17 protein-coding genes and 2 pseudogenes are annotated in these 20,078 nt (G+C 65.8%); 8 read left to right on the top strand and 11 right to left on the bottom strand.

All coding sequences use genetic code 11. The features are described 5' to 3' along the window. The first annotated feature begins 107 nt into the window (after window positions 1-107). Both ABT061_RS39595 and glnA read left to right on the top strand, forming a co-directional pair. Complete coding sequence (locus tag ABT061_RS39595; RefSeq protein WP_350927892.1) at window positions 108-1,133, top strand: hypothetical protein; 1,026 nt, start codon at window positions 108-110, stop codon at window positions 1,131-1,133. A 170-nt stretch (window positions 1,134-1,303) separates the two neighbouring features. Further along, window positions 1,304-2,728, top strand: a complete 1,425-nt coding sequence (glnA, locus tag ABT061_RS39600; protein ID WP_350927894.1) for a type I glutamate--ammonia ligase — start codon at window positions 1,304-1,306, stop codon at window positions 2,726-2,728. Window positions 2,729-2,791: 63 nt separating this feature from the next. Here glnA and ABT061_RS48465 read toward each other — a convergent pair whose 3' ends face one another. Further along, the gene (locus ABT061_RS48465; RefSeq protein ID WP_502991579.1) at window positions 2,792-2,992 is read right to left on the bottom strand and encodes a tyrosine-type recombinase/integrase; all 201 of its coding nucleotides are present in this window, start codon (window positions 2,990-2,992) and stop codon (window positions 2,792-2,794) included. 102 nt (window positions 2,993-3,094) lie between these two features. Between ABT061_RS48465 and ABT061_RS39610 the strand changes: the two are divergent. Further along, window positions 3,095-3,301 (top strand): annotated as a pseudogene (locus tag ABT061_RS39610) (transposase family protein); the annotation flags it as partial. A 271-nt stretch (window positions 3,302-3,572) separates the two neighbouring features. Beyond that, window positions 3,573-5,579, top strand: a complete 2,007-nt coding sequence (locus ABT061_RS39615) for a CocE/NonD family hydrolase (RefSeq protein WP_350927898.1) — start codon at window positions 3,573-3,575, stop codon at window positions 5,577-5,579. A 195-nt stretch (window positions 5,580-5,774) separates the two neighbouring features. On the opposite strand, the gene ABT061_RS39620 is transcribed toward ABT061_RS39615, so the two are convergent. Continuing rightward, window positions 5,775-6,635 (bottom strand): LuxR C-terminal-related transcriptional regulator, encoded by an 861-nt coding sequence (locus tag ABT061_RS39620; protein WP_350927900.1) that lies wholly within the window; start codon window positions 6,633-6,635, stop codon window positions 5,775-5,777. A 92-nt stretch (window positions 6,636-6,727) separates the two neighbouring features. Between ABT061_RS39620 and ABT061_RS39625 the strand changes: the two genes are divergently transcribed. Next, window positions 6,728-8,356, top strand: a complete 1,629-nt coding sequence (locus tag ABT061_RS39625; RefSeq protein WP_350927902.1) for an AMP-binding protein — start codon at window positions 6,728-6,730, stop codon at window positions 8,354-8,356. Window positions 8,357-8,471: 115 nt separating this feature from the next. Here the strand turns inward: ABT061_RS39625 and ABT061_RS39630 are convergent, their stop codons facing one another. Together ABT061_RS39630 and ABT061_RS39635 are read right to left on the bottom strand one after the other, a co-directional pair. Next, entirely contained in the window at window positions 8,472-9,425 is a 954-nt protein-coding gene (locus ABT061_RS39630; RefSeq protein WP_350927904.1) for an alpha/beta hydrolase, read from the bottom strand. Between the two features lie 35 nt (window positions 9,426-9,460). Next, on the bottom strand, window positions 9,461-10,297 hold the full coding sequence (locus ABT061_RS39635) for an SDR family oxidoreductase (RefSeq protein WP_350927906.1): 837 nt from the start codon (window positions 10,295-10,297) through the stop codon (window positions 9,461-9,463). A gap of 73 nt (window positions 10,298-10,370) precedes the next feature. Here ABT061_RS39635 and ABT061_RS39640 point away from each other — a divergent pair, with 73 nt between their 5' ends. Next, window positions 10,371-10,958, top strand: a complete 588-nt coding sequence (locus ABT061_RS39640) for a TetR/AcrR family transcriptional regulator (RefSeq protein WP_350927908.1) — start codon at window positions 10,371-10,373, stop codon at window positions 10,956-10,958. Window positions 10,959-11,754: 796 nt separating this feature from the next. Here the strand turns inward: ABT061_RS39640 and ABT061_RS39645 are convergent. Both ABT061_RS39645 and ABT061_RS39660 read right to left on the bottom strand, forming a co-directional pair. After that, the gene (locus ABT061_RS39645; protein WP_350927910.1) at window positions 11,755-13,185 is read right to left on the bottom strand and encodes a WD40 repeat domain-containing protein; all 1,431 of its coding nucleotides are present in this window, start codon (window positions 13,183-13,185) and stop codon (window positions 11,755-11,757) included. 758 nt (window positions 13,186-13,943) lie between these two features. Further along, window positions 13,944-15,188: an MFS transporter gene (locus ABT061_RS39660; RefSeq protein WP_350927912.1), complete on the bottom strand. Its 1,245-nt coding sequence runs from the start codon at window positions 15,186-15,188 to the stop codon at window positions 13,944-13,946. A gap of 94 nt (window positions 15,189-15,282) precedes the next feature. On the opposite strand from ABT061_RS39660, the gene ABT061_RS39665 reads away from it, so the two are divergent. Beyond that, window positions 15,283-15,762, top strand: coding sequence for a winged helix-turn-helix transcriptional regulator (locus ABT061_RS39665; protein ID WP_350927914.1), 480 nt, complete (start codon window positions 15,283-15,285; stop codon window positions 15,760-15,762). Between the two features lie 50 nt (window positions 15,763-15,812). Here the strand turns inward: ABT061_RS39665 and ABT061_RS39670 are convergent, their stop codons facing one another. The 3 genes and pseudogenes from ABT061_RS39670 to ABT061_RS48470 all read right to left on the bottom strand — a co-directional run. After that, the gene (locus ABT061_RS39670) at window positions 15,813-16,079 is read right to left on the bottom strand and encodes a hypothetical protein (protein ID WP_502991576.1); all 267 of its coding nucleotides are present in this window, start codon (window positions 16,077-16,079) and stop codon (window positions 15,813-15,815) included. 164 nt (window positions 16,080-16,243) lie between these two features. Next, window positions 16,244-17,269 carry a WD40 repeat domain-containing protein gene (locus ABT061_RS39675; RefSeq protein WP_350927918.1) on the bottom strand — a complete coding sequence of 342 codons (1,026 nt, stop codon included), beginning with the start codon at window positions 17,267-17,269 and terminating at the stop codon, window positions 16,244-16,246. Window positions 17,270-17,842: 573 nt separating this feature from the next. Continuing rightward, window positions 17,843-17,989, bottom strand: a pseudogene (locus tag ABT061_RS48470) (IS630 family transposase); the annotation flags it as partial. Between the two features lie 350 nt (window positions 17,990-18,339). Here ABT061_RS48470 and ABT061_RS39680 point away from each other — a divergent pair. Beyond that, window positions 18,340-18,843 carry a hypothetical protein gene (locus ABT061_RS39680; protein WP_350927920.1) on the top strand — a complete coding sequence of 168 codons (504 nt, stop codon included), beginning with the start codon at window positions 18,340-18,342 and terminating at the stop codon, window positions 18,841-18,843. 99 nt (window positions 18,844-18,942) lie between these two features. Here the strand turns inward: ABT061_RS39680 and ABT061_RS39685 are convergent, their stop codons facing one another. Beyond that, complete coding sequence (locus tag ABT061_RS39685) at window positions 18,943-19,170, bottom strand: DUF397 domain-containing protein (RefSeq protein ID WP_350927922.1); 228 nt, start codon at window positions 19,168-19,170, stop codon at window positions 18,943-18,945. After that, entirely contained in the window at window positions 19,167-20,042 is an 876-nt protein-coding gene (locus ABT061_RS39690; RefSeq protein WP_350927924.1) for a helix-turn-helix domain-containing protein, read from the bottom strand. The genes ABT061_RS39685 and ABT061_RS39690 overlap by 4 nt, the downstream gene beginning before the upstream one ends. Window positions 20,043-20,078 lie beyond the last annotated feature (36 nt).

Consider the following 20,078-nt stretch of genomic DNA (forward strand, 5'->3'; position numbering starts at 1 on the left):
CCCTGGGTACCGCCCCCGTACTCGCCCGGACTGGCTGGCAAGACAGGGCGAAAGCCGTAGATCATATGTGTCGGCATCTCAACAAGCACATTCCCCCCGGAGCCCCCGTGCCTGACAACGACGACATCGACGAGCGGTTCAAGACGCTCACGGCTCAGATCAGCGTGCGGGAACGCAAGCGGATGACCAAGATCGCCGAACAGGAGTGGGCACGGCAGCCCCGCCTCAGGCGTCGCCGCAGGCGGCGGTGGGCCGCGGTCGCGGTGGCCGTCCTGGTGGCGGCGGCCGGGGGATTCGTCGTCTACCGGCCCGACGCCGTCGCGCGGATCCGCGCCTCGGTCTTCGCGGGGTTCGCGGGCTCCGACGCCGGGCCGCTCGCGGGCCCGACGACCGAGGCCACCGAGAAGGCGCCGGTGAAGCCGGTGAAGGTCTCCCCCTTCGACGACTCACCCGCCCAGAAGTACGCCAACGGCGCCAAGGGACTGGTCATGCCGGAGCCTCGGGCGCTCGGCGGACTGAGCCGCAAGGAGGTGTCCGCAGCCCTGCGGCACGCGAGAAAACTCCTGACGGCCTCGAACCTGGACCGGAAGGTGCTGCTGGGCGGCAGGCCGAACGCGCTGATCCGGTTGCTGGACCCCGAGCAGCGCGCGCCGTTCGTCAAGGGCCTCAAGCGTCCCGGCAGGAAGGGCGGGTACGGAAGCCGGAGGTGGGTGACCAGCCTGGCTCCGAAGAGCGCCGAACTGGTCAGCGAGACCTTCAAGGTCCACGGCAAGACCCGGCTGACGACCTTCAAGGAGAACGGGCTCGGCGGCGTCCGGATCAAGGTCAACTACCTGTTCGTGTACGCGATCCAGCGGCCGGGCCAGCCGGACACCCTGACCAGGCTCGTCGCGCACAACATCGGCAGGCTGGACGTGTGGCGGGAGGGCGGCCGGCTGCGCTTCTGGGTCAGCGGCTGGAACGGCGGAGGAGTCGCCCCGGCGCGGTGCGACATCGACGACGCCTTCGTGCACCCGTTCTATCCGGACTCGCCTCCTGACCGGAAGCTGAAGGCCGGCGCCCCGGCCGTGGATCCCTACTCGATCGAGGAGGAGACGACAAAGGACTGCAGCCCGCTGAAGTCCAACACGTGAAAATCCGGCAAAACCGGGCAAAGGAAGGCTCGGTATACCCGTCCAGGCGGGGTCCGAGAACTAGCGTGAAGGCGACTTTCGCTTAACACGAGTGAAACAAACGAGACACGGGGCGGTAACGGCGCAGGCATACTTTCGCTCTGATAGCCCGTGCCCCATGGGAGGTTCGCGTGTTCAACTCCGCCGACGACGTCCTGAAGTTCATCAAGGACGAAGGGGTGCAGTTCGTCGATGTCAGGTTCACCGACCTGCCGGGGACGACGCACCACTTCACGTTCCCTTCGGAGAACTTCGGAGCCGGCGTCTTCACCGACGGTCTCATGTTCGACGGCTCGTCGATCCGCGGTTTCCAGGCCATCCACGAGTCGGACATGCTGCTGCTGCCCGACCCGTCCACGGCCGTGCTCGACCCGTTCCGGCAGCACAAGACGCTCAACATCAACTTCTTCGTACACGACCCGCTGACGGGCGAGGCCTACAGCCGCGACCCGCGCAACGTCGCCCGCAAGGCGGAGGAGTACCTGAAGGGCACCGGCATCGCCGACACGGTCTACTTCGGCCCCGAGGCCGAGTTCTACATCTTCGACGACGTGCGGTTCGAGACCAACGCGCACGCGAGTTACTACTACATCGACTCGATCGAGGGCGCCTGGAACAGCGGCAAGGCCCAGGACGGCGGCAACCTCGGTTACAAGCCGCGCTTCAAGGGCGGCTACTTCCCGGTCCCGCCGATGGACCACTTCACCGACCTGCGCTCGGAGATGGTGCGCCGCCTCATCGACGCGGGCATCGACGTCGAGATGCAGCACCACGAGGTGGGCACGGCCGGCCAGGCGGAGATCGACTTCCGGTTCAACACGCTGCTCAAGGCCGCCGACACCCTGATGCTGTACAAGTACATCGTCAAGAGCACGGCCCTGGAGCACGGCCACACGGTCACCTTCATGCCCAAACCGATCTTCGGTGACAACGGCTCCGGCATGCACTGCCACCAGTCGCTCTGGAAGGACGGCGCGCCGCTCTTCTACGACGAGGTCGGCTACGCGGGCCTGTCCGACACCGCCCGCTACTACATCGGCGGCCTGCTCAAGCACGCCCCGTCGCTGCTGGCCTTCACCAACCCGACGGTGAACTCCTACCACCGCCTGGTGCCCGGCTACGAGGCCCCGGTCAACCTGGTCTACTCCCAGCGCAACCGCTCGGCGTGCATCCGCATCCCGATCACGGGTTCCAACCCGAAGGCCAAGCGCATCGAGTTCCGTGTCCCGGACCCGTCGTGCAACCCGTACTTCGCCTTCGCCGCCCAGCTCATGGCCGGCATCGACGGCATCCGCAACAAGATCGAGCCGGTCGAGCCGGTCGACAAGGACCTCTACGAGCTTCCCCCCGAGGAGGCCCGTAACATCCCGCAGGTCCCCGGCTCGCTGACGGACGTGCTCGCGGCCCTGGAGGCCGACCACGAGTACCTGCTGGAGGGCGGCGTGTTCACGCCGGACCTGATCGAGACCTGGATCTCCTACAAGCGGGAGAACGAGATCGACCCGATCCGCCTGCGCCCCCACCCGCACGAGTTCGAGCTCTACTACGACGTCTGATCGGTTAAGGCTGTGACCTGCGTAAACGCTGACGGTTGAACCGCCAGGGCACATACAGGGCACTCAGGTCTCTTGTGAAAGGCCGTTGGCCGTCCCTCCGCCGAGGGCACGCTCGACGGCCTTTCGCATCCGCTCCTCCCCCGACGGCATGAAGTGCGCGTAGGTCCGCAGTGTGAACCCGGGGTCCTCGTGGCCGAGGAACTCGGCGAGGCCGCGGATATCGACGCCATCCGCCAGGAGAACGCTCGCGAAATGGTGCCGCAGGGCGTGAAACCCCTCCTCCCTGCTCTCGGTCCATCGACGCGTGCCCGTCTCACGGACCGGGATGACTCCCGCGCCTTCGAGACTCTGTTGGCCGATTCGCATCAGGCGGCCAGGCCGAGATCGGTGGCGAGTCGGGTCAGCCATGATCCAGATCTCTACAAGCAGCGCAACACGGCCGAACGCTGCATCAACCGGATCAAAGAATGGCGCGGGCCGGCCTTCCGCTTTGACAAGACCCCCGAGAGCTACCTCGCCGGCCTTCATCTACGCGAGGCCATCTTGTGGATCCGAAGCCTTCAACCCGTTTGAAGATCCGAAGTCCGTACAGGCCCTAGCCGCGTCGCAGGCGCAGACTTCGTCATCGACGGATGCCTGACCCCAGAACAGTGAGCTGGACCGCCCTATGTATCAGGGTGCGGGCCGAGCGAGCCGACGATGCGGAGTAGGTAGGAATGTGAGAAGGGCAATTCGTCGGCGAGCTGCTCGAATGCATGTGGGGCGCCGGGAACGACGTCAAGCTCGCAGGGCGCCCCGGCCGCGGAGCGTCTCAGCGTACGCGGCGTCCACTGTTGGAGTCAGCATGCTCAAGACGGCCTACCTCCTTTCGTCGGTATTCTCCCGGTTCTTTCGGCGCCAGACTCGGCCGCACAGGAGAACGCAAGTCTTCGACGAAGAGGAGAACATCATGACCGATCTCAACCCGAATGTTGACGTCGTCGGTCCCTCGGGTCGGCCTGCGCGCGTCGTTGAGGAGACGACGCAGGACGACGTCGTGAGGCAGTATCTGCGTGTGCCCATGCGGGACGGCGTCGAATTGGCCAGTCTGATCTTCTATCCCGCGGATGTCGAGCCTCGGCCTGCGCTCATCATGCGCACACCCTACGGCGCGCGCGGCGGCCTCACCCCCTTGGACGAGCTCGGCTTCACAACGGCGAAGGCCGGATACGCGATCCTTATACAGGACGTCCGTGGCTCTCACGACTCAGACGGCATCTTCGCCCTCGCGGAGAACGATCGTGCGGATGCGTGGGACACGATCGAATGGCTCATCGCGCAGCCCTGGTCGAACGGCGCCGTCGGATTGACCGGTACCTCCGCGCTGGGCATGACCACGTGGCTCGCGGCCGCGAACCACCACCCTGCGGTGAAGGCAATCTTCGCAGGGTCGACGGGGCGCGTATTCGACGGCTTCGGCTATTACGGGCGAGGGATCGTCCAGCCGGATGTCCTCTTGGGCTGGGCGGCCAACCAGATCCTTCCAGATCAGCTGAAGAGGACCGGCCGAGCAGTCAGCGATCCAGCCCTCCTCGAATTGACAAATCCAGGCTCCGCTGACCTCGTAGCCGAACTCATGAGCTTTTCAGACGGCGACGATGACCGGCGAATGGAGGTGTTCGTTGCGATGGCGAACGCCATGGCTGCGCAAGCAACTGCGTTCATCGACTTGGCCGGCCGCCCCGCTGAGACAGCGGCGCTGCTCGGGGAACACCTGCCATGGCTGACTCGATGGGCGGCCCACGATGACCCGTCGGACCCGTTCTGGACCCTGGTCGACTACGAGGACGCGACGAGGACGCTGGATGTGCCGGGTCTCCATACAATCGGCTGGCACGACTTGTTCATCCGGGGAGCGCTGCGGAACTTTGTGACCGCACGGAAGAACAGTTCTGCACCTCAGCGCATTGTGATCTCGCCGTTCACGCACATGGGGTCTGCTGCACCCGTCGGTGAGTGGGTGCCTCCTCTCGCGGGAGTGCACGACACGCTCGCCATCGGGGAGATGTCGTACTCGCCCGAGGTGGACCTGACGACGCGGTGGTTCGACCGCTATCTCAAGGGAGAGTCGAACGGCGTCGAATCCGAGGCGCCGATCAGTATCTACATTCAGCGCGCCAACATCTGGCGGGATGAGTGGGAGTGGCCCCTCGCGCGAACCAACTGGACCAATCTCTACCTGACATCCGAGGCCCCGGCGAACTCCGTGCGCGGGGGTGGGCGCCTCGTCGACAGCCCCTCGACGGATGTCGTCCCCGACACGTTCCAATATGACCCCGCAGATCCGGTCCCTTCCGCGGGCGGCACGTTTCTCGGCATCGTCTCAACCCCGGGCATCGTCGACCAGGCGGAGGTCGAGTCACGAGGGGATGTCCTGGTATTCACCAGCGCACCATTCGTTGATGGTGTCGAGGTGACAGGCCCGGTCGCGGTCGAATTGTTTGCCTCGACATCCGCGGTTGACACGGATTTCACGGCAAAGATGACCGACGTTAGCACCGATGGTTCGTCGACCAACGTCTGCGACGGAGTCACGCGGCTGAGATTTCGCGAGGATCAGCCAGGTCTGGTTGAACCGGGTTCTGTACAAAGATTGACCATCGAGCTGTCGCCGACCAGCTACTTCTTCCAGCCCGGCCATTCCATTCGTCTGCAGGTTTCGTCGAGCAACTTTCCGCTCTTCCTGCCCAACAACAATATGGGTGCGAATTCCTTCAACGATTCGACAATACCGGTGGTAGCGACGCAGCAAGTCTTCCACGACCTCGCTCATCCCTCGCGGCTGATCATTCCCGTCATCCCCCACAGTTGAGCCGGTCACAGGCAAGGGGCGACCAGGTGGTGAAATGTCGAGGATCCGGCGGCCGGCGACCACACGCCGCCTGTTGCTCGCAGCGCGAGTGCGCCCGCCGAATGGATGCGCGCTGACTCCCGCACTCAAGTGGACGCTTGCGGTCAAGTCGACCAGCACACTCACGCCCTTCGGTTGCTGCCCTCGGCAAGCCAGCTAGGGAATGGCGTGTATGGAGCGAGCCTTCAAGACTGCGTCGAACCGGCTGCTCGCTCCCAGCTTTCGCATTGCCGATGCGAGATACGCCTTCACCGTGCTCTCCTCGAGGTCGAGGCGATGCGCCACCTGCGCATTACGTTGCCCGAGCGCCACAATCGCGAGCACGTCGACCTCTCGCGGCGTCAAGCGAGGCAAGGCCTCATCTCGCCTTTCAGGCCGGCCAATCAGTACAGCACCGACCTGCTCGATGCGCAGCCGGAGTTCGGCGTCATCGATCGATTGAGCGATCGCCCTCAGTTCCGCATACTGCTCGCGGATCTCACGTACTCGACTCGAGGTGTCCGCCGACGGCGCGATGCCGGTGACGCGCTCGCCTTGCGCGGCCTCAACACGTCGCTTCACCTCGTCGTGGACCGACATCTCCCAACTCAGATTCCGGGCAATCTTCATCGCGGAGCTCACGGTGTCATTCCCCAGCTGGGTGGCGACCCGATGGCCACCATAGAGCACGGCGCGGACCTCGCCCTCAACAAGGACAGGAATCGCCATCAGCGTCACGATTCCCTCGGCGTTCACCTCTCGCTCGTACCGACGCGTGATCGATCTTGTTCGCTGGTAGTCGATTGCGGACACCGGCTTGCGAGTCTGGAGGGCTTGCCCGCCGAGACCCTCGCAGGGTTCGATCACAAGTCCGTGCACGCTGGTTCCAACAGTGCCGGCGTAGGAAGAAAGCGGCGCCCGCCCATCTGTAGTGATGCCACCAAAGGCCACGACAAATTGAGCTCTCGACTTCATCGCCGTGACGGCGCGCGCCAAAAGACGCATCTCGTAATCGATGTCCGCGGTCAAAGGCAACATTCGCCTACCTCCTTTGGATGGTGGCGGCAACCACTGCGTTCACCTAGCGTGGTTGATATCCCGCGAAGCTGGAAGAACGCAAGGAGACCACAATGACGTCGCCATCCGCACATCACGCGAACTACACACCACTCACGCCACTCGGCTTCCTCCGCCGTGCGGCCGAGGTGTATCCACAAAAGCATGCCATCATCTACGGACGGCGAATATATCGCTATTGCGATTTTCTCCGCGAGACCGAACGCTTGGCTCGTGCGATTCGCGCAGAGATACGCCCAGGCGACCGCGTCGCGTTCCTCGCCCCCAACATTCCAGAACTCCTCATTGCCCATTTCGCGGTGCCTCTGGCAGGAGGAGTTCTCGTTGCGATCAACTCGCGCCTGGCGGCGACCGAGGTGCAGGTGATCCTGAGCCACTCGGCGGCGGCCGTGCTCTTTGTCGATGCCCAGTTGGCCGGATCCGTCGCTGAGTACGCAGCCGAACTGCCATCGCTCACACAGATCGTTGAGATCCCGGATCCGGAGTTCGGCCTCGCCGAGAGTGGACTCCAATATGGGCAAGTTTCCTTCGACTCTTTCGTTGAACGGGGCGTGACCTCTCCGAATGCCGGTACCGATCTCCTGTGGGATGTCGATGATGAACAGTCGGTGATCTCGATCAACTACACGTCGGGCACGACCGGCGCTCCCAAGGGTGTGATGTATACCCACCGCGGCGCCTACCTGAATGCCCTGGGCGAGGCCCATCACACTGGCCTCACCTCGGCTTCGGTGTTCCTGTGGACACTGCCCCTGTTCCACTGCAACGGATGGTGCATGGCTTGGGCCGTGACCGCGGCAGCGGGAACACACGTATGCCTGCGCGCCGTGCAGTCTGGCCCGATCTGGCGGGCTATCGATGAACTGGGTGCAACGCACCTGTGTGGCTCGCCAACCGTCTGCAGCACCATCGCCGACGCACCGGAAGCCCACACGATCGAACGAGATCTCCGGCTCACCGTTGCCGGCGCCCCACCGACACCGACGCTGTTGGAGCAACTGGAGTCGCTGCGAATCCAGGTGGTGCACGTTTACGGTCTGACTGAGGTGTACGGGCCGTACACGGTTTGCGAGTATCAAGAAGAGTGGGATCTGCTGACCCCGCAACTCAGGGCGAAGAAGGTCGCGCGGCAGGGTGTGGCGATGGTTCAGGCAGATCTGGCGCGAGTGGTGGACGAGAACTTGGTCGATACTCCGCGAGACGGCGTCACCATCGGCGAAGTCGTCCTTCGGGGGAACAATGTCATGCTTGGCTACTTCAATGACCCTGAGGCGACGGAGGCCGCATTCGCTGGGGGCTGGTTCCACACCGGTGACCTTGGTGTGATGCACGCCGACGGCTACCTGGAGATCAAGGATCGCGCCAAGGACATCATCATCTCGGGTGGGGAGAACATCTCGACGGTCGAGGTCGAGAACGCCATCAGCTCGCATCCTGCTGTCCTGGATGTGGCGGTTGTGGGGTATTCCAGCGAGAAATGGGGCGAGCGGCCCAAGGCATATGTCCTTCTTCGGCCAGGGCACGATGCCGACGAGGAGGCCATACGAAATCACGCGCGTGCCAGTATCGCCGGGTTCAAGGTTCCCGACCATGTGGTCTTTCTCGACCAACTGCCGCGGACCGCGACAGGGAAGGTCACCAAGGCAAGCCTGCGTGCGCGGTCCGACGTGCCCTCGCGCTGACTCATCACCCGACCTGGAAATGGAAGTCGTAGGGGGCCAGGTATCCGGCGGGTTCGCGGTCAGGATCAACGCGGACACCTGGACGTAGACACTTGCGCGTTTCATCGGGTGCGGACTAGAAACTCGAAAGCACGCGGATGCGGTCCGCACGGGACCGCTGCACGACGGCGACGTCGGGTGCGATCGTGTCGAAGCCGTGCGGGCATCCTGGGTGGACGTGCAGCTCGACCGACGTGCCGGCGTTGGCGAGACGCCGAGCGTACTCGATGGTTTCGTCGCGGAAGATGTCGAGCTCGCCGACCTCGAGATAGGAGGCAGGCAGTCCCGCCAGGTCGTGTGCTCGCGCTGCGGCGGCCGTGGCGGGAGTGTCGGGCCCCCCGACCGCGTCGCCGAGGAGTGCGTGCCATCCCGTGTAGTTGTCGTCGTAGCTCCACCCCGCGAACGGGACCAGGTGCGGATCCGGAACTGTGTTGCGGTCGTCGATCATCGGGTAGATGAGGATTTGCCGTGCGACCGCCACGCCGCGATCCCTGGCCAGGAGAACGAGACCGGCGCCGATGCCCCCGCCCCCGCTGTCGCCCATCACCGCGATGCGGTCGGCATCGATGCCGAGCTCCCCGGCGTGGTCGCGCAGCCAGACCAGTCCGGCGAATGCGTCTTCGACCGGTGCGGGATGGGGGTGTTCCGGAGCGACCCGGTAGCCGATCGCGAGCATGGGCACGCCGCTGTCAGCAACGTAGGCGGCGACGGTGCCGTCATACGACTCGACCGAGCCAATGATCATGCCGCCGCCGTGCAGGTAGACGACGCTGCCTCCCGGGTTGGCGCTCGGAGTCGCGGGCGTGTACCAGCGGGCTCCGATCAGCTCGCCGTCGAACGTGCGCAGGGAGATGTCGGTGCGCGCGACCTCCGCGTGCGGATCCTGCGTGCTGCGGATCATGGTGAGGCCGGCTTCCCCGATCGCGCGAAGGGCAGCGACGTCGTCGCGTGCGGCGTGGACTGGTTCTGCCCCGGTCGCGGCCGATGCGGCGAACACCGGCATGAGGTCCGGGTTGAAAGAGAAAGGCATCGTTGACTCCTCGGGATCGATGCGCGGTGCAAATTTCAGGCGGTCGGGAGTGCGATGGCGCCGGAGCGGACTGCGGCGACCACGCCACCGTCCACCAGAAGGTCGGTACCCGTGATGAATGACGAACTGGACCCGAGAAGGAATGACGCGGCCTCCGCGATGTCACTCGGGGTCCCGAGGCGCTTGGTTCCGGAGCCGTCGACCATTGCCCGCATCGCTGCGCCGGATGTGCCGTCGAGTTCGGCCTGGCCCATCGGTGTCGAGATGACACCCGGGCTGATGCTGTTCACCCGCGCGCCACGCGTACCCCAGGCGAGACTCGCTGCCTGGACGCGCAACTGGTTGGCGCGTTTCGCGATCCCGTACGCAGCGCCGGCATCCGGCACGGCTCCGGCCTGCAGGAAGGGCAGAGCGAGAAGGTCATCGGACGGTGTGTGCGCCAGCGCAGCCTCCATCTCCGTCGGCAGATGGCCTGCCGCCATCGTGCCTGCCATACTCGCGATCACCACACCTGCGCCACCATCGGCGACGACATCGCCGAACGCGTCGAGGCTGAAGGCGACGCCGGCCAGGTCGACGTGCAAGATCGCATCGGCCGGGGCTTGCACGGGGGACAGGCCCGCCGTGTGAGCCACTTGCCGGACATCGCCCAGTGCCGCTGCGGCCTCGGCGAGCGCGCGGACGGACGGCTTCGATGAGACATCCACCTGTAGGGCGTCGACGGCGAAGCCGTCCGCTCGAAGGGTTGCGGCAACCCGGTCCAACGTCTCCTCGTTGAAGTCCGCGAGCACGACCTGCTTACCCGATCCGAGTCGGCGGGCAATCGCTTCACCCATCCCGCCGATACCGATCACCACGAGAACATCGGGCATGTTCCTCCTCCTTCGCATCTAACGAGACGCGCGTCTCGAAATTGAGGATAGCGCCAATCGATACGATCGTGTAATGACCAACGCGCGTCCCGGACGCCCACGGAGCGAGCAAGCGCGCCGCGCCGTGCTCGAAGCGGCTGGGGATCTCATGTCGATCGGGGGCTACGAGGCGCTCTCGATGGAAGGGATCGCGGCCCGAGCCGGCGTGGGAAAGCAGACCCTCTACCGATGGTGGCCGTCGAAAGCGGCCATCGTCGCCGAGGCGGCGCTCGACGGCACGATGCCTCTGCCCCAGGTATTGCTGCTCAACACGGGCGACCTTCGCGCCGACCTGACCGAGTGGCTCCGACAGTTCATCGAAGCGATGCAGGCGACCGAATCGGTCGCCCTCGTCCGCGCTCTCGCTGCTGCAGTCTCAGCGGACGATGAAGCCTCTCACCGGTTGTACAACCAGTTCACGAGCATCAGTCGTCACGCGCTGATCGAGCGACTGCTGTCCGCCGCGGATGACGGCCAAGTGCGTCGCGACGCCGACATCGCCGCGGCCGCCGACGTTCTTCTGAGCGTCAACCTCTTCATCGTCCTCGCCCGCGATCCCAATACCGCGGCGCGCGCCACTGGCCTGCTGGACGTCGTACTGAACGGCGTGGCGTCACCGTGAGTAGTGGCCATACAAGCGTTCGACGTCGCCACCATCGTCTAGCTTGAGTTTTAAGTGCGCCACGAGCACAGAAGGTGAGGTCGCGGTGTAGGAGACCTCGCTGGATGCGGTGCTGTGCAGGAGCTGAAGGTCTGGCCCTTCGGCGTCGCCCTGCGGGGGGAGGCGACAACTCCCGGTGATTTGCTCGATCTACAAGACGTCGCCCCGCCAGGGGTTTCGTCAGATGAAGCTGAACGTTCAGCGGGTATCCCATGCCCTTCTGCATCGGCGCCTTCTCCCACGGGAAGATGGGTTCGCAGTTGTTACGAACCTCGATGCCGATCACCACCTCGTCAGCTGACTCCGCCACATCGGTGTCGGTGACCTCCCGGCACGACTTCCCGTCAGAGCCAGGCGCGCCGACGACGATCGTGGCGGTGATGGTGCGCCCGTCAGGCGCGACGGCAGCGGACTCGATGCCGTACCAGTGCGCCTGCCGAGCACACCCGGCCATGCAGAGAATGCTTGCCACGAAGAGTGAAACATTCCCTCGAATACTCATGGTCAGCCGATCTTGCGTTCGCAGGTCAGAGTGGATAGCCAATCAGATCTACGACGTCTGAGCTACTGAGCTTCTGACCTGGGTAAACGCCGGTCAGGATGCTCAGGCGTCTCGCGAAAGGCCGTCGACCGTCCCTCCCCGGAGGGCACGCTCGACGGCCTTTCGCATGTGCTCCTCCCCCGGCGGCAGGAAGTGCGCGCAGATGCGTGAACCCGGCGAGGCCCCTCCGCTACCGCACGCCCCCCGGCAAGGGCGTCATGTGGAGCCCGGGTTGATGGAGCAGACGAAAAGGACGTCCATACCCTCCACCGCGTAGTCCGACCAGTCCGCACCACCCGCGTAGCGGGCCCAGTCCGCCTTGCTGAGCACCGCACCGGTGTAGCGGCAAGCCGCCTCCTCCGGGTCGGCGACGACTTCGGCCAGGTCGCTGAGATCCCACAGGGAGACCCCGCCGGGACCGGCCGCCAGGGCCACGCCGCCATCGGCGCCGAGAGCCACGGAGTAGATCTCCCGCGCGTATCCCTTCAACGCGGCCGACCGGGTCGGCCCGGACGGGTTGGAGAGGTCCCAGAGCATCGCGGAATCGCTCGGTCCGGCGAGCAGGGCGGTCTTCCTGTCAGAGGTCAGGGCCATGTCATACATGTAACCGAGAGGCACCTCGAACATCGCCGTGCGAGCCGGACGCGACCGGTCGTCGAGGTTCCAGACCTCGACCTGATGCCCGGGCCCGGCCTCGGCCCGATGACTGTTCCCGACGAGAACGACGCGCCCGTCCGTGCTCATCACCGCCGCGGACTTCGCGGAAGGGGTCAGGTCGGCCGACTTGACCGGACGCGAGGGGTCGGCGAGGTCCCAGACCGTCGCCGCCCCATCGTTGTCCACGGTGACGGCGATCCCGCCGTCCGCGCTGAGTCCGAGGTCGCGAACGGAGGAGTTGTGCGCTCTCGTCACCGACAGGCGCGCTGAACGAGACCTGTCGGTCAGATTCCACACGATCACGTTGCCGGCGTCGTCGCCGATCACCGCCGTACGGCCGTCGCGCGACAACGCCAGCGCTCGCACGCTGTCGGCCTTCCTCTCGCCCGCCAACGTGGCCACCCGGATCGGCTTGGCCGGATCGGTGAGATCCCATACGAACGTGGCGCCTTCGTCGCCGGTCAGCGCGATCCGCCCGTCGAAGGACAGTGCCACCGCGTCCACACCCTCCTTGTGGCCCTTCAAGGCGGCGACCCGATCGGATTTCAGGATGACCTTGGGGTCGAGCCAGGTCGTGAGGTCCCACACGCTCACCTCGCCGCTGCCGATGTCACCGGTCAGGGCGAGCCGCCCGTCACCGCTCAGCGCCACCTCGCTGGAGGCGTCCGGCGTGAGCTCCCTGCCGCGCCACCAGACCAGCGTGTCGATCAGCCCCGCCCGGGTCTGCCCATCAGAGTGGATCTTGACTGCGGCCACGCCGAGTTTCCGGGCCGTGACGGGGTCGGTGTCGCGTAGGTCCGCGGCGTGCAGCGCGAGCCCATGAGCCAGTGCGACGCGCTCCTGAGCCAAGGCCCTGTCGTGCTCACGCTTCCACGCGAGTCCCGCGACGACCAGGGAGACAGCCAGGAGCACGGCAAGCACGATCGCGGACGTTCTCCAGCGGGCGTCGCCGCGCGGATCCGCTTGGCGGGCTTCTGGCAGGTCATTCACTTCGGTCTCCAAACCATCCGGCTCACAGCGGTGCGTACTCTTTCCGGATGACGCGCTCGTAATGCGGGCCGCAGTCCCCGAGGCCGTACTGGCGGGTCAAGGCGCTGATCGCGCAGTCATACTGAGCCGATCATAAGTTTTGGGACTATTGGCATTATTGGCCGATGTAGGCCAGGTGCGGGTCGGCGAAGAAGGCCCGGACGATATCGGGGCGCTTTGCGGCCGGATCAGCTCAGTACTGGTCCGACTCCGTTGCTGCCCTAATCGCGCCACCATGATCGTGCAAGCGATCCTTGTTCTGCAGGCCGTCGAAGACGACCGCTACCCGGGATGAAAAGGGCTCATTCATCTATCTTCGGCCTTACCGCCGTCCCGGTTATTGAGGTGTGTCATCCCCTCACGCTGGCAGCGGTCCAGGACTTCGTGCAGGTCCAGAGCCTGGTCGGCGAGCACATCGATGCCTTCGTGGAGATAGCGGTAGCCGGTGGCCTGGAAGATGCCCGCGTCGCGGGCAAGGCAGTGGACACAGTCGGCGTTCGTGAAACCAGCGCAGCACCGGTACTGCCGGCCGGAACGGCCCCAGGACCCAGGAACCCTTGGGCGTTCCGAGCCACCGGCGGTGGGCCGCGAGCAGACGGGCGAGGTACGTCACCACGTGGCGTGGCACGTCGAGCGCAGCAGCGTGTCAGAGGCAAGGGGAAGTGGGCGTCCTCGGCGGCACCGATGATGCATATCACCGGGGGCCGCGGCCGGCCTGTTCAGTCGGCAGCGGCCGAGGTCGGGGTACAGGGTCGGGTGCCCGCCCATAGCAGGAGCGCGAGGCAGCTGATCGCGGCCCCCAGTGCGCACACGGCACCCCAGCCGGCCGCCGCATAGAGAGCGGTCGAGGCGATGGCTCCGAAGGCACTGCCGAGCGAGTAGAAGACCATGTAGCCGCCGATCAGTCGGCTGCCCGCGTCCGGGCGAAGTGTGTAGATCAGGCTCTGGTTGGTGACGTGGACCGCCTGCACGGCGAGGTCGAGGACGATCACGCCGACCACCAGTGCCCATAGTGACTGTCGGGCGAAGGTCAGGGGTAGCCACGAGGCGACGAGCAGGGCCAGGCCGATACCGGTGGTCCGCTGGGAGAGCCCACGATCGTTTAGGCGGCCGGCTGCGGTCGCAGCCAGGGCGCCTGCGGCTCCCACCAGTCCGAACGCGCCGATCGCCGTGTGGGACAGAGACAGCGGAGGCGCGCTCAGCGGCAGCGCGATACAGCTCCACAGGGTGCTGAAGGCGGCGAAGATGAGCAGGGCGAGCAGGGCACGAAGCCGAAGGAGGCGCTCCTGTGCGAACAGGGAGAGCGTGGAGCGCAAGAGCTGTCCGTAGTGCATGGACGGTGCAGCGGTGTCACGGGACGGCAGAGCATGGTGCAGTGCCAGGGCGAGCACGCAGGTGAGGGCCGCCGAGGTGAGGTAGACGGAGCGCCAGCCAGCGAGGTCGGCCAGGAGGCCGGATACGGTGCGGGCAAGCAGGATGCCGGTGACCACACCGCTGGTCACGAGGCCGACGACGCGTCCGCGTTGCGCCGGTGGGGCGAGCGAAGCAGCGAAGGCCACCAACGTCTGGGCCACCACCGCGAGGAGTCCCACAGCGGCCATACCCGCAAGCAGGAGCGCCGCGATGGTGGCGGTGCCGACCACCATCAGCGCCGCCGCCAGTAGGAGCAGCTGCATCACGATGAGGCGCCTGCGGTCGACCAGGTCGCCCAGCGGCACGATGAAGAACAGTCCCAGCCCGTAACCAAGTTGCGTGAGGGTGACGACGGCGCCGAGTGTCGCCGGGCTGATCGCGAAGTCACGGCCCAGTGTCACCAGGAGGGGCTGCGCGAAGTAGACGTTGGCCACCGCGGTCCCACAGGCGATGGCGAAGAGCAGGGTGACGCCTCGGGGTAGCGCGAAGCCGGGAGTCCCCTCGTTCGTGCCCGCAGCCCTCGGTGTCGTGATCTCGTCGTTACCGGCCACTCGGCGCCCTTCGGAAATTGGTTTCATCTTGCTACCAGGTGGACGGTAGTCGTTCTGGTAGCATGTTGCAACCGATGTAAATGTGGAGGGTGTCATGGTCAGGCGGACGCGTTTCAATGACAGCGACTGTCCCGTCGCTCGATCAGTCGACGCGATCGGCGACTGGTGGTCCTTGTTGATCGTGCGGGACGCGTTTGACGGCAGCCGCCGCTTCGGAGAGTTCCAACGCAGCCTCGGCGTCGCCAAGAACATCCTCACCACGCGTCTGCGCGTCTTGGTCGCCGGCGGCATCCTGGACGTCGTCCCGGCCTCCGACGGCAGTTCCTACCACGAGTACGTTCTGACGCCGAAGGGCAAAGACCTCTTCCCCGTCATCGTGGCGCTGCGGCAGTGGGGCGAAGGACACTTCTTCGAGCCCGATGAACCGCATTCGGAGATGATCGACCGCCGGCGCGGGCTGCCCCTGCGCGCACTAGAGGTCCGCTCCGCAGATGGGCGACGACTCGACCCCGAGGACACCACCGTCAACAAAGTCAATCAGCCCAGAACGCCGACCGGGGCAAGGTCCGAGTAGCCTTCTGCCGCAATCGTGGCACGACGGCCCCGACCATCTGGCCCCACTTCTTACCGCCATAACGCCGACCAGGCGGCGATGCGTGCGCTTGTCCAGCGCTGATCGTCCCATCCATGCGTGATCGCGCCCTCGTCCAAGAACGCCTCCAGCCGCATCGGTTGCGCCTCGGTGAGCTTGCAGCCGGTCCCGGCGGCACCCTTGGAGACCGGCGCGGCCTTGTCGCCCTTCAGCCAGGCCCGGTGCCACTCACAGGCGGACTTGCGTGTCACGCCCAGCAGCTGGGCCACCCGTGGCGGTTTGATTCCTCCGGAGAACATGTCCGCCGCCCGAAGCCGCAGTGCTTCACGCCGCTCCCGCTCCGTGCCAGACAGTCCCCGCTGCTGTCTGAGTACCTCATACCTCCAGGCTTTCACCTGGTCAAACAGTGCAGACAAGCCCCCCGAGCAACCCGTGACGCCCAACTTTCTTCATCAGTACTGGGTCAGCGAGCCGGCCACAACTTCACGCTGTTGTCGGCGCTGCCGGTGGCGAGGGTTGTGCCGTCCGGGCTGAAGGCCACCGAGAAGACACGGTCGGTGTGGCCGGTCAGGGTGGCAACGGTGTCGCGGCCGGCCACGCCCCACAACCGCACCGTGCCATCGAAGCCGCCGGTGGCGAGGGTTGTGCCGTCCGGGCTGAAGGCCACCGAGGTGACGCCGTCGGTGTGGCCGGTCAGGGTGGCAACGGTGTTGCGGCCGGCCACGTCCCACAACTTCACGCTGGTGTCGGCGCTGCCGGTGGCGAGGGTTGTGCCGTCCGGGCTGAAGGCCACCGAGGAGACCCAGTCGGTGTGGCCGGTCAGGGTGGCAACGGTGTTGCGGCCGGCCACGTCCCACAACCGCACCGTGTCGTCGAAGCTGCCGGTGGCGAGGGTTGTGCCGTCCGGGCTGAAGGCCACCGAGGAGACCCAGTCGGTGTGGCCGGTCAGGGTGGCAAGGCTTTGGCGGCTGGCCACGTCCCACAACCGCACGCTGTTGTCGCGGCTGCAGGTGGCGAGGATTTTGCCGTCCGGGCTGAAGGCCACCGAGAAGACACGGTTGGTGTGGTCGGTCAGGGTGGCAAGGCTTTGGCGGCTGGCCACGTCCCACAACCGCACCGTGTCGTCGAAGCTGCCGGTGGCGAGGATTTTGCCGTCCGGGCTGAAGGCCACCGAGGAGACCCAGTCGGTGTGGCCGGTCAGGGTGGCAACGGTGTTGCGGCCGGCCACGTCCCACAACCGCATCGTGCCGTCGATGCTGCCGGTGGCGAGGGTTTTGCCGTCCGGGCTGAAGGCCACCGACTCGATGCCGTCGGCGTGGCCGGTGAGGGTGGCACTCGGTGTGGGTTTGGTGGCGCTCGGTGTGGGGCTGGAGGTGCGGGTGAGAGCGATCGTGGTTGGTACGCCGATGGTGGCCAGGGCGCCGAGCCCGCCCAGGAGCAGGGTGCGGCGAGATAGTGATCGGCGCTGCCGTGGAGGGGTCGTATTCACACTCGTAGGTGTAGAAGATCATGCTTGGGATTGACTTGCAGGTGCCTGCTCACCTTCTGCTGACCGGCCTGCGGCCCGCTGCATGACACGGCCATCGCCTTGACCGGCCGCCAGTCCAGTGACATTAGGGCGAGCATCTCCAGGGCCAGGCAGCCGTTGGGTGGGGGTGGTCTGCACGATCAGGATGCCGCCGGCTCGCAGGACGCGCCGGGTCTCGATGCCACCGACGGCATCGGCCATCACGGCGTTGACCAAGATGGCGCAGGCCTTCGCGCACGCACCTGTGAGGGCCTCCCGAAACTCCCGGTACCGGGGTGGTGCGTCGTCGTCTTCGCCGAGCTGGCGCCAGCGATGCACTGTCGGCTCCCCGATCCCGGCACCCCAAACAGCTCCTAGCCGACCGCACCGACTGGCCCTGACGGGATCAGGTACCCCCACCGAGGATGGAGGCCATCCGGTACGTGGCGTGGGAGTCGAGCTTGCGGCGTCCGCGGTCGTAGCGCTAGGTGGTGGCCGGGGAGGCGTGGCCGAGCAGCTTCTGGACGTCGGCCACGCCTCTCCGGCATCGAGAGCGGCGGACTTGCGTGTCACACCCAGCAGCTGGGCCACCCGTGGCGGTTTGATTCCTCCGGAGAACATGTCCGCCGCCCGAAGCCGCAGTGCTTCACGACGCTCCCGCTCCGTGCCAGACAATCCCCCACTGCTGTCTGAGTACCTCATACCTCCAGGCTTTCACCTGGTCAAACAGTGCAGACAAGCCCCCCGAGCAACCCGTGACGCCCAACTTTCTTCATCAGTAAGCGCACAACGGCACATCGCAGGACCCCGCACCCGTTGCCGCACTCCGCCCCCTTCTCCCGTTCGTCGGGAAGCGTAGCCACCCGCCTACGGCCGAGGCATTCCTATTCACGGAGGATTTCGTAGGCAGTGATAGCTGTGGCCCACGTTGCGGTGGAAAAGCTGTTTGGCATATTCGCCTGCCGGGCTACGCTGCTGACCAGGCTCTCGTTGATCTTCCTGGAAGAGGGGCTTTTGGCAGGCCAGATGTCACACTCCGGACGGCACGGCTCATGACCCTTTTCGTACATCTCACCGCGGCCAAGAAGGTCCGTTCGGTGCGGCGGGCCGGTATCCGCGCGCAGAGCCGAAACCATGACGGCCTGCCGGGAGTGTTCTGCCTGCCGATCCTCCCCTCCTACCAGCTCACTCACCAGTGGGTTCGCGAGCTGAAACGCGGTGGCCGACGCACCATGATGGTGGCCGTCGACTTTCGGGTGCCCGATGACGAGCCGGTGTTCGTGGGTTACTTCTCAGGGGGGCACGAGGAGCTTCCCAGTGCCAAGGCCGCGGCCCTGATCGCCGGATGCGAGGACGCCCGAGGCTACGAGGTCTTCATCCCACGGGCGATCACCGCCAAGGAGGTCCACCGCGTTCGCGGCGTGAACCAGGTGACCGGCTGGAGATACATGCCCAACGCCCACGGCAGGTTCCCCTGCCCGTGTCCCGGATGCATCCCGCGCGGTCAGTACGGTGGAGCGAAGATCCGCCAGGCGGCCGAGAGCCGCGGTTACTGAACAACCGGCTCGTCCACGTGCTCGGCAGGGACGGCGTCGCCGCTGACGACCAGGACGACCGGCGCACGGTCGTGAACGCCCGCCGGAGGCCGTGCCCTTTTACCTGGGGGAGAAGTCGAATTCGCCGTTCTTGACGCCGTCGACGAATGCCTGCCACTCGGCGCGGGTGTAGACGATCACCTCGGCGCCGGGGCGACGACTGTGCCGTACCGCGACGCGCCCGCTGCCATCGGCCAGCGGCCCGGCCTCGACACACTGCCCGTTACTGTTGGCGCTCCTGGTGCTGATGTGCCAGGCCACACCCGCCAACTCCTCAGGGGTGATCATCCTGTGCTCCCTCTCGCGCGTTTGGCACGACCGATTGCGGTCCGGATGACGGTCATAGACTCATCCGGGGTGAGCGCGGCGCTACGTAGGGAATCGTACGCTCGTGCGAAGATCTCGGCACCTTCCGCTTCGGTGTAGACGGCACCCCCTCTGGTCTCCACATAGGTCGCGTCGGAGTAAGGCTCCGGCATGGCAAAGATCGTGAAAGAACCCTCCAGGCAGGCGTGCTCCCCTGCGGCGAACGGCAGGACCCGGACGGTCACGTTCGGCCTCGACATGGACTTGGCCAGGTGCTCCAACTGGGCGCGCATCACCTTCGGGCCGCCGATCATGCGGTACAGCACGGCCTCGTCGAGAACGATCTCTATGCTCGGAGCCGACTCGGCATCGAGCACGCGCTGCCGGTCCATCCGGAACTCCACCCAGCGCTCGATCTGCTCCCCGGGGAGATCCGCGTCGCCCGCCGCGATGACCGCCAAGGCGTAGTCCCGGGTCTGGAGAAGACCAGGGACAACCATCACCTCGTAGGAGCGGATCCCCTCCGCGCGGGTTTCGAGCCAGACGTGATCGAACATCCCGCCGAGGGAGTCGGTGGCGTAGCCATCCCACCAGCCCTTTCGCCAGATGTCGCGGCTGAGCCGCTCCAGCCCGTCGCGGATCTTCTGATCACCGACGTCATACAGGTTGAGGAGAGCCAGCACGTCGGACACCCTCGCCGGAATGATGCCGGACTCCAGTCGGCTGATGGTGGCCGCGTCGCGCTGCAGGTAGTCACCCGCTTGCCTGAGCGTCAGCTTGGCCGACTCCCGGGACTCCTTGAGGCGTTTGCCGAGCCACTGCGCCCGCAGTGTCGGTCCTCGTTTCGCGCCCATTGTCGTCTCCTTCGAGCTCGCGACGCCTGTATCGCT

The organism is Streptosporangium sp. NPDC002544 (genome assembly GCF_040295965.1).
In the GTDB taxonomy this organism is placed as follows: Bacteria; Actinomycetota; Actinomycetes; order Streptosporangiales; family Streptosporangiaceae; genus Streptosporangium.

Bases quoted from the DNA above. Each gene is read 5' to 3' on its own strand.
- ABT061_RS39615 (WP_350927898.1), top strand. From the start codon at position 3,573: ATGCTCAAGACGGCCTACCTCCTTTCGTCGGTATTCTCCCGGTTCTTT.
- ABT061_RS39620 (WP_350927900.1), bottom strand. From the start codon at position 6,635: ATGTTGCCTTTGACCGCGGACATCGATTACGAGATGCGTCTTTTGGCG.
- ABT061_RS39625 (WP_350927902.1), top strand. From the start codon at position 6,728: ATGACGTCGCCATCCGCACATCACGCGAACTACACACCACTCACGCCA.
- ABT061_RS39630 (WP_350927904.1), bottom strand. From the start codon at position 9,425: ATGCCTTTCTCTTTCAACCCGGACCTCATGCCGGTGTTCGCCGCATCG.
- ABT061_RS39635 (WP_350927906.1), bottom strand. From the start codon at position 10,297: ATGCCCGATGTTCTCGTGGTGATCGGTATCGGCGGGATGGGTGAAGCG.
- ABT061_RS39640 (WP_350927908.1), top strand. From the start codon at position 10,371: ATGACCAACGCGCGTCCCGGACGCCCACGGAGCGAGCAAGCGCGCCGC.
- ABT061_RS39665 (WP_350927914.1), top strand. From the start codon at position 15,283: ATGGTCAGGCGGACGCGTTTCAATGACAGCGACTGTCCCGTCGCTCGA.
- ABT061_RS39670 (WP_502991576.1), bottom strand. From the start codon at position 16,079: ATGTTCTCCGGAGGAATCAAACCGCCACGGGTGGCCCAGCTGCTGGGC.
- ABT061_RS39680 (WP_350927920.1), top strand. From the start codon at position 18,340: ATGACCCTTTTCGTACATCTCACCGCGGCCAAGAAGGTCCGTTCGGTG.
- ABT061_RS39685 (WP_350927922.1), bottom strand. From the start codon at position 19,170: ATGATCACCCCTGAGGAGTTGGCGGGTGTGGCCTGGCACATCAGCACC.
- ABT061_RS39690 (WP_350927924.1), bottom strand. From the start codon at position 20,042: ATGGGCGCGAAACGAGGACCGACACTGCGGGCGCAGTGGCTCGGCAAA.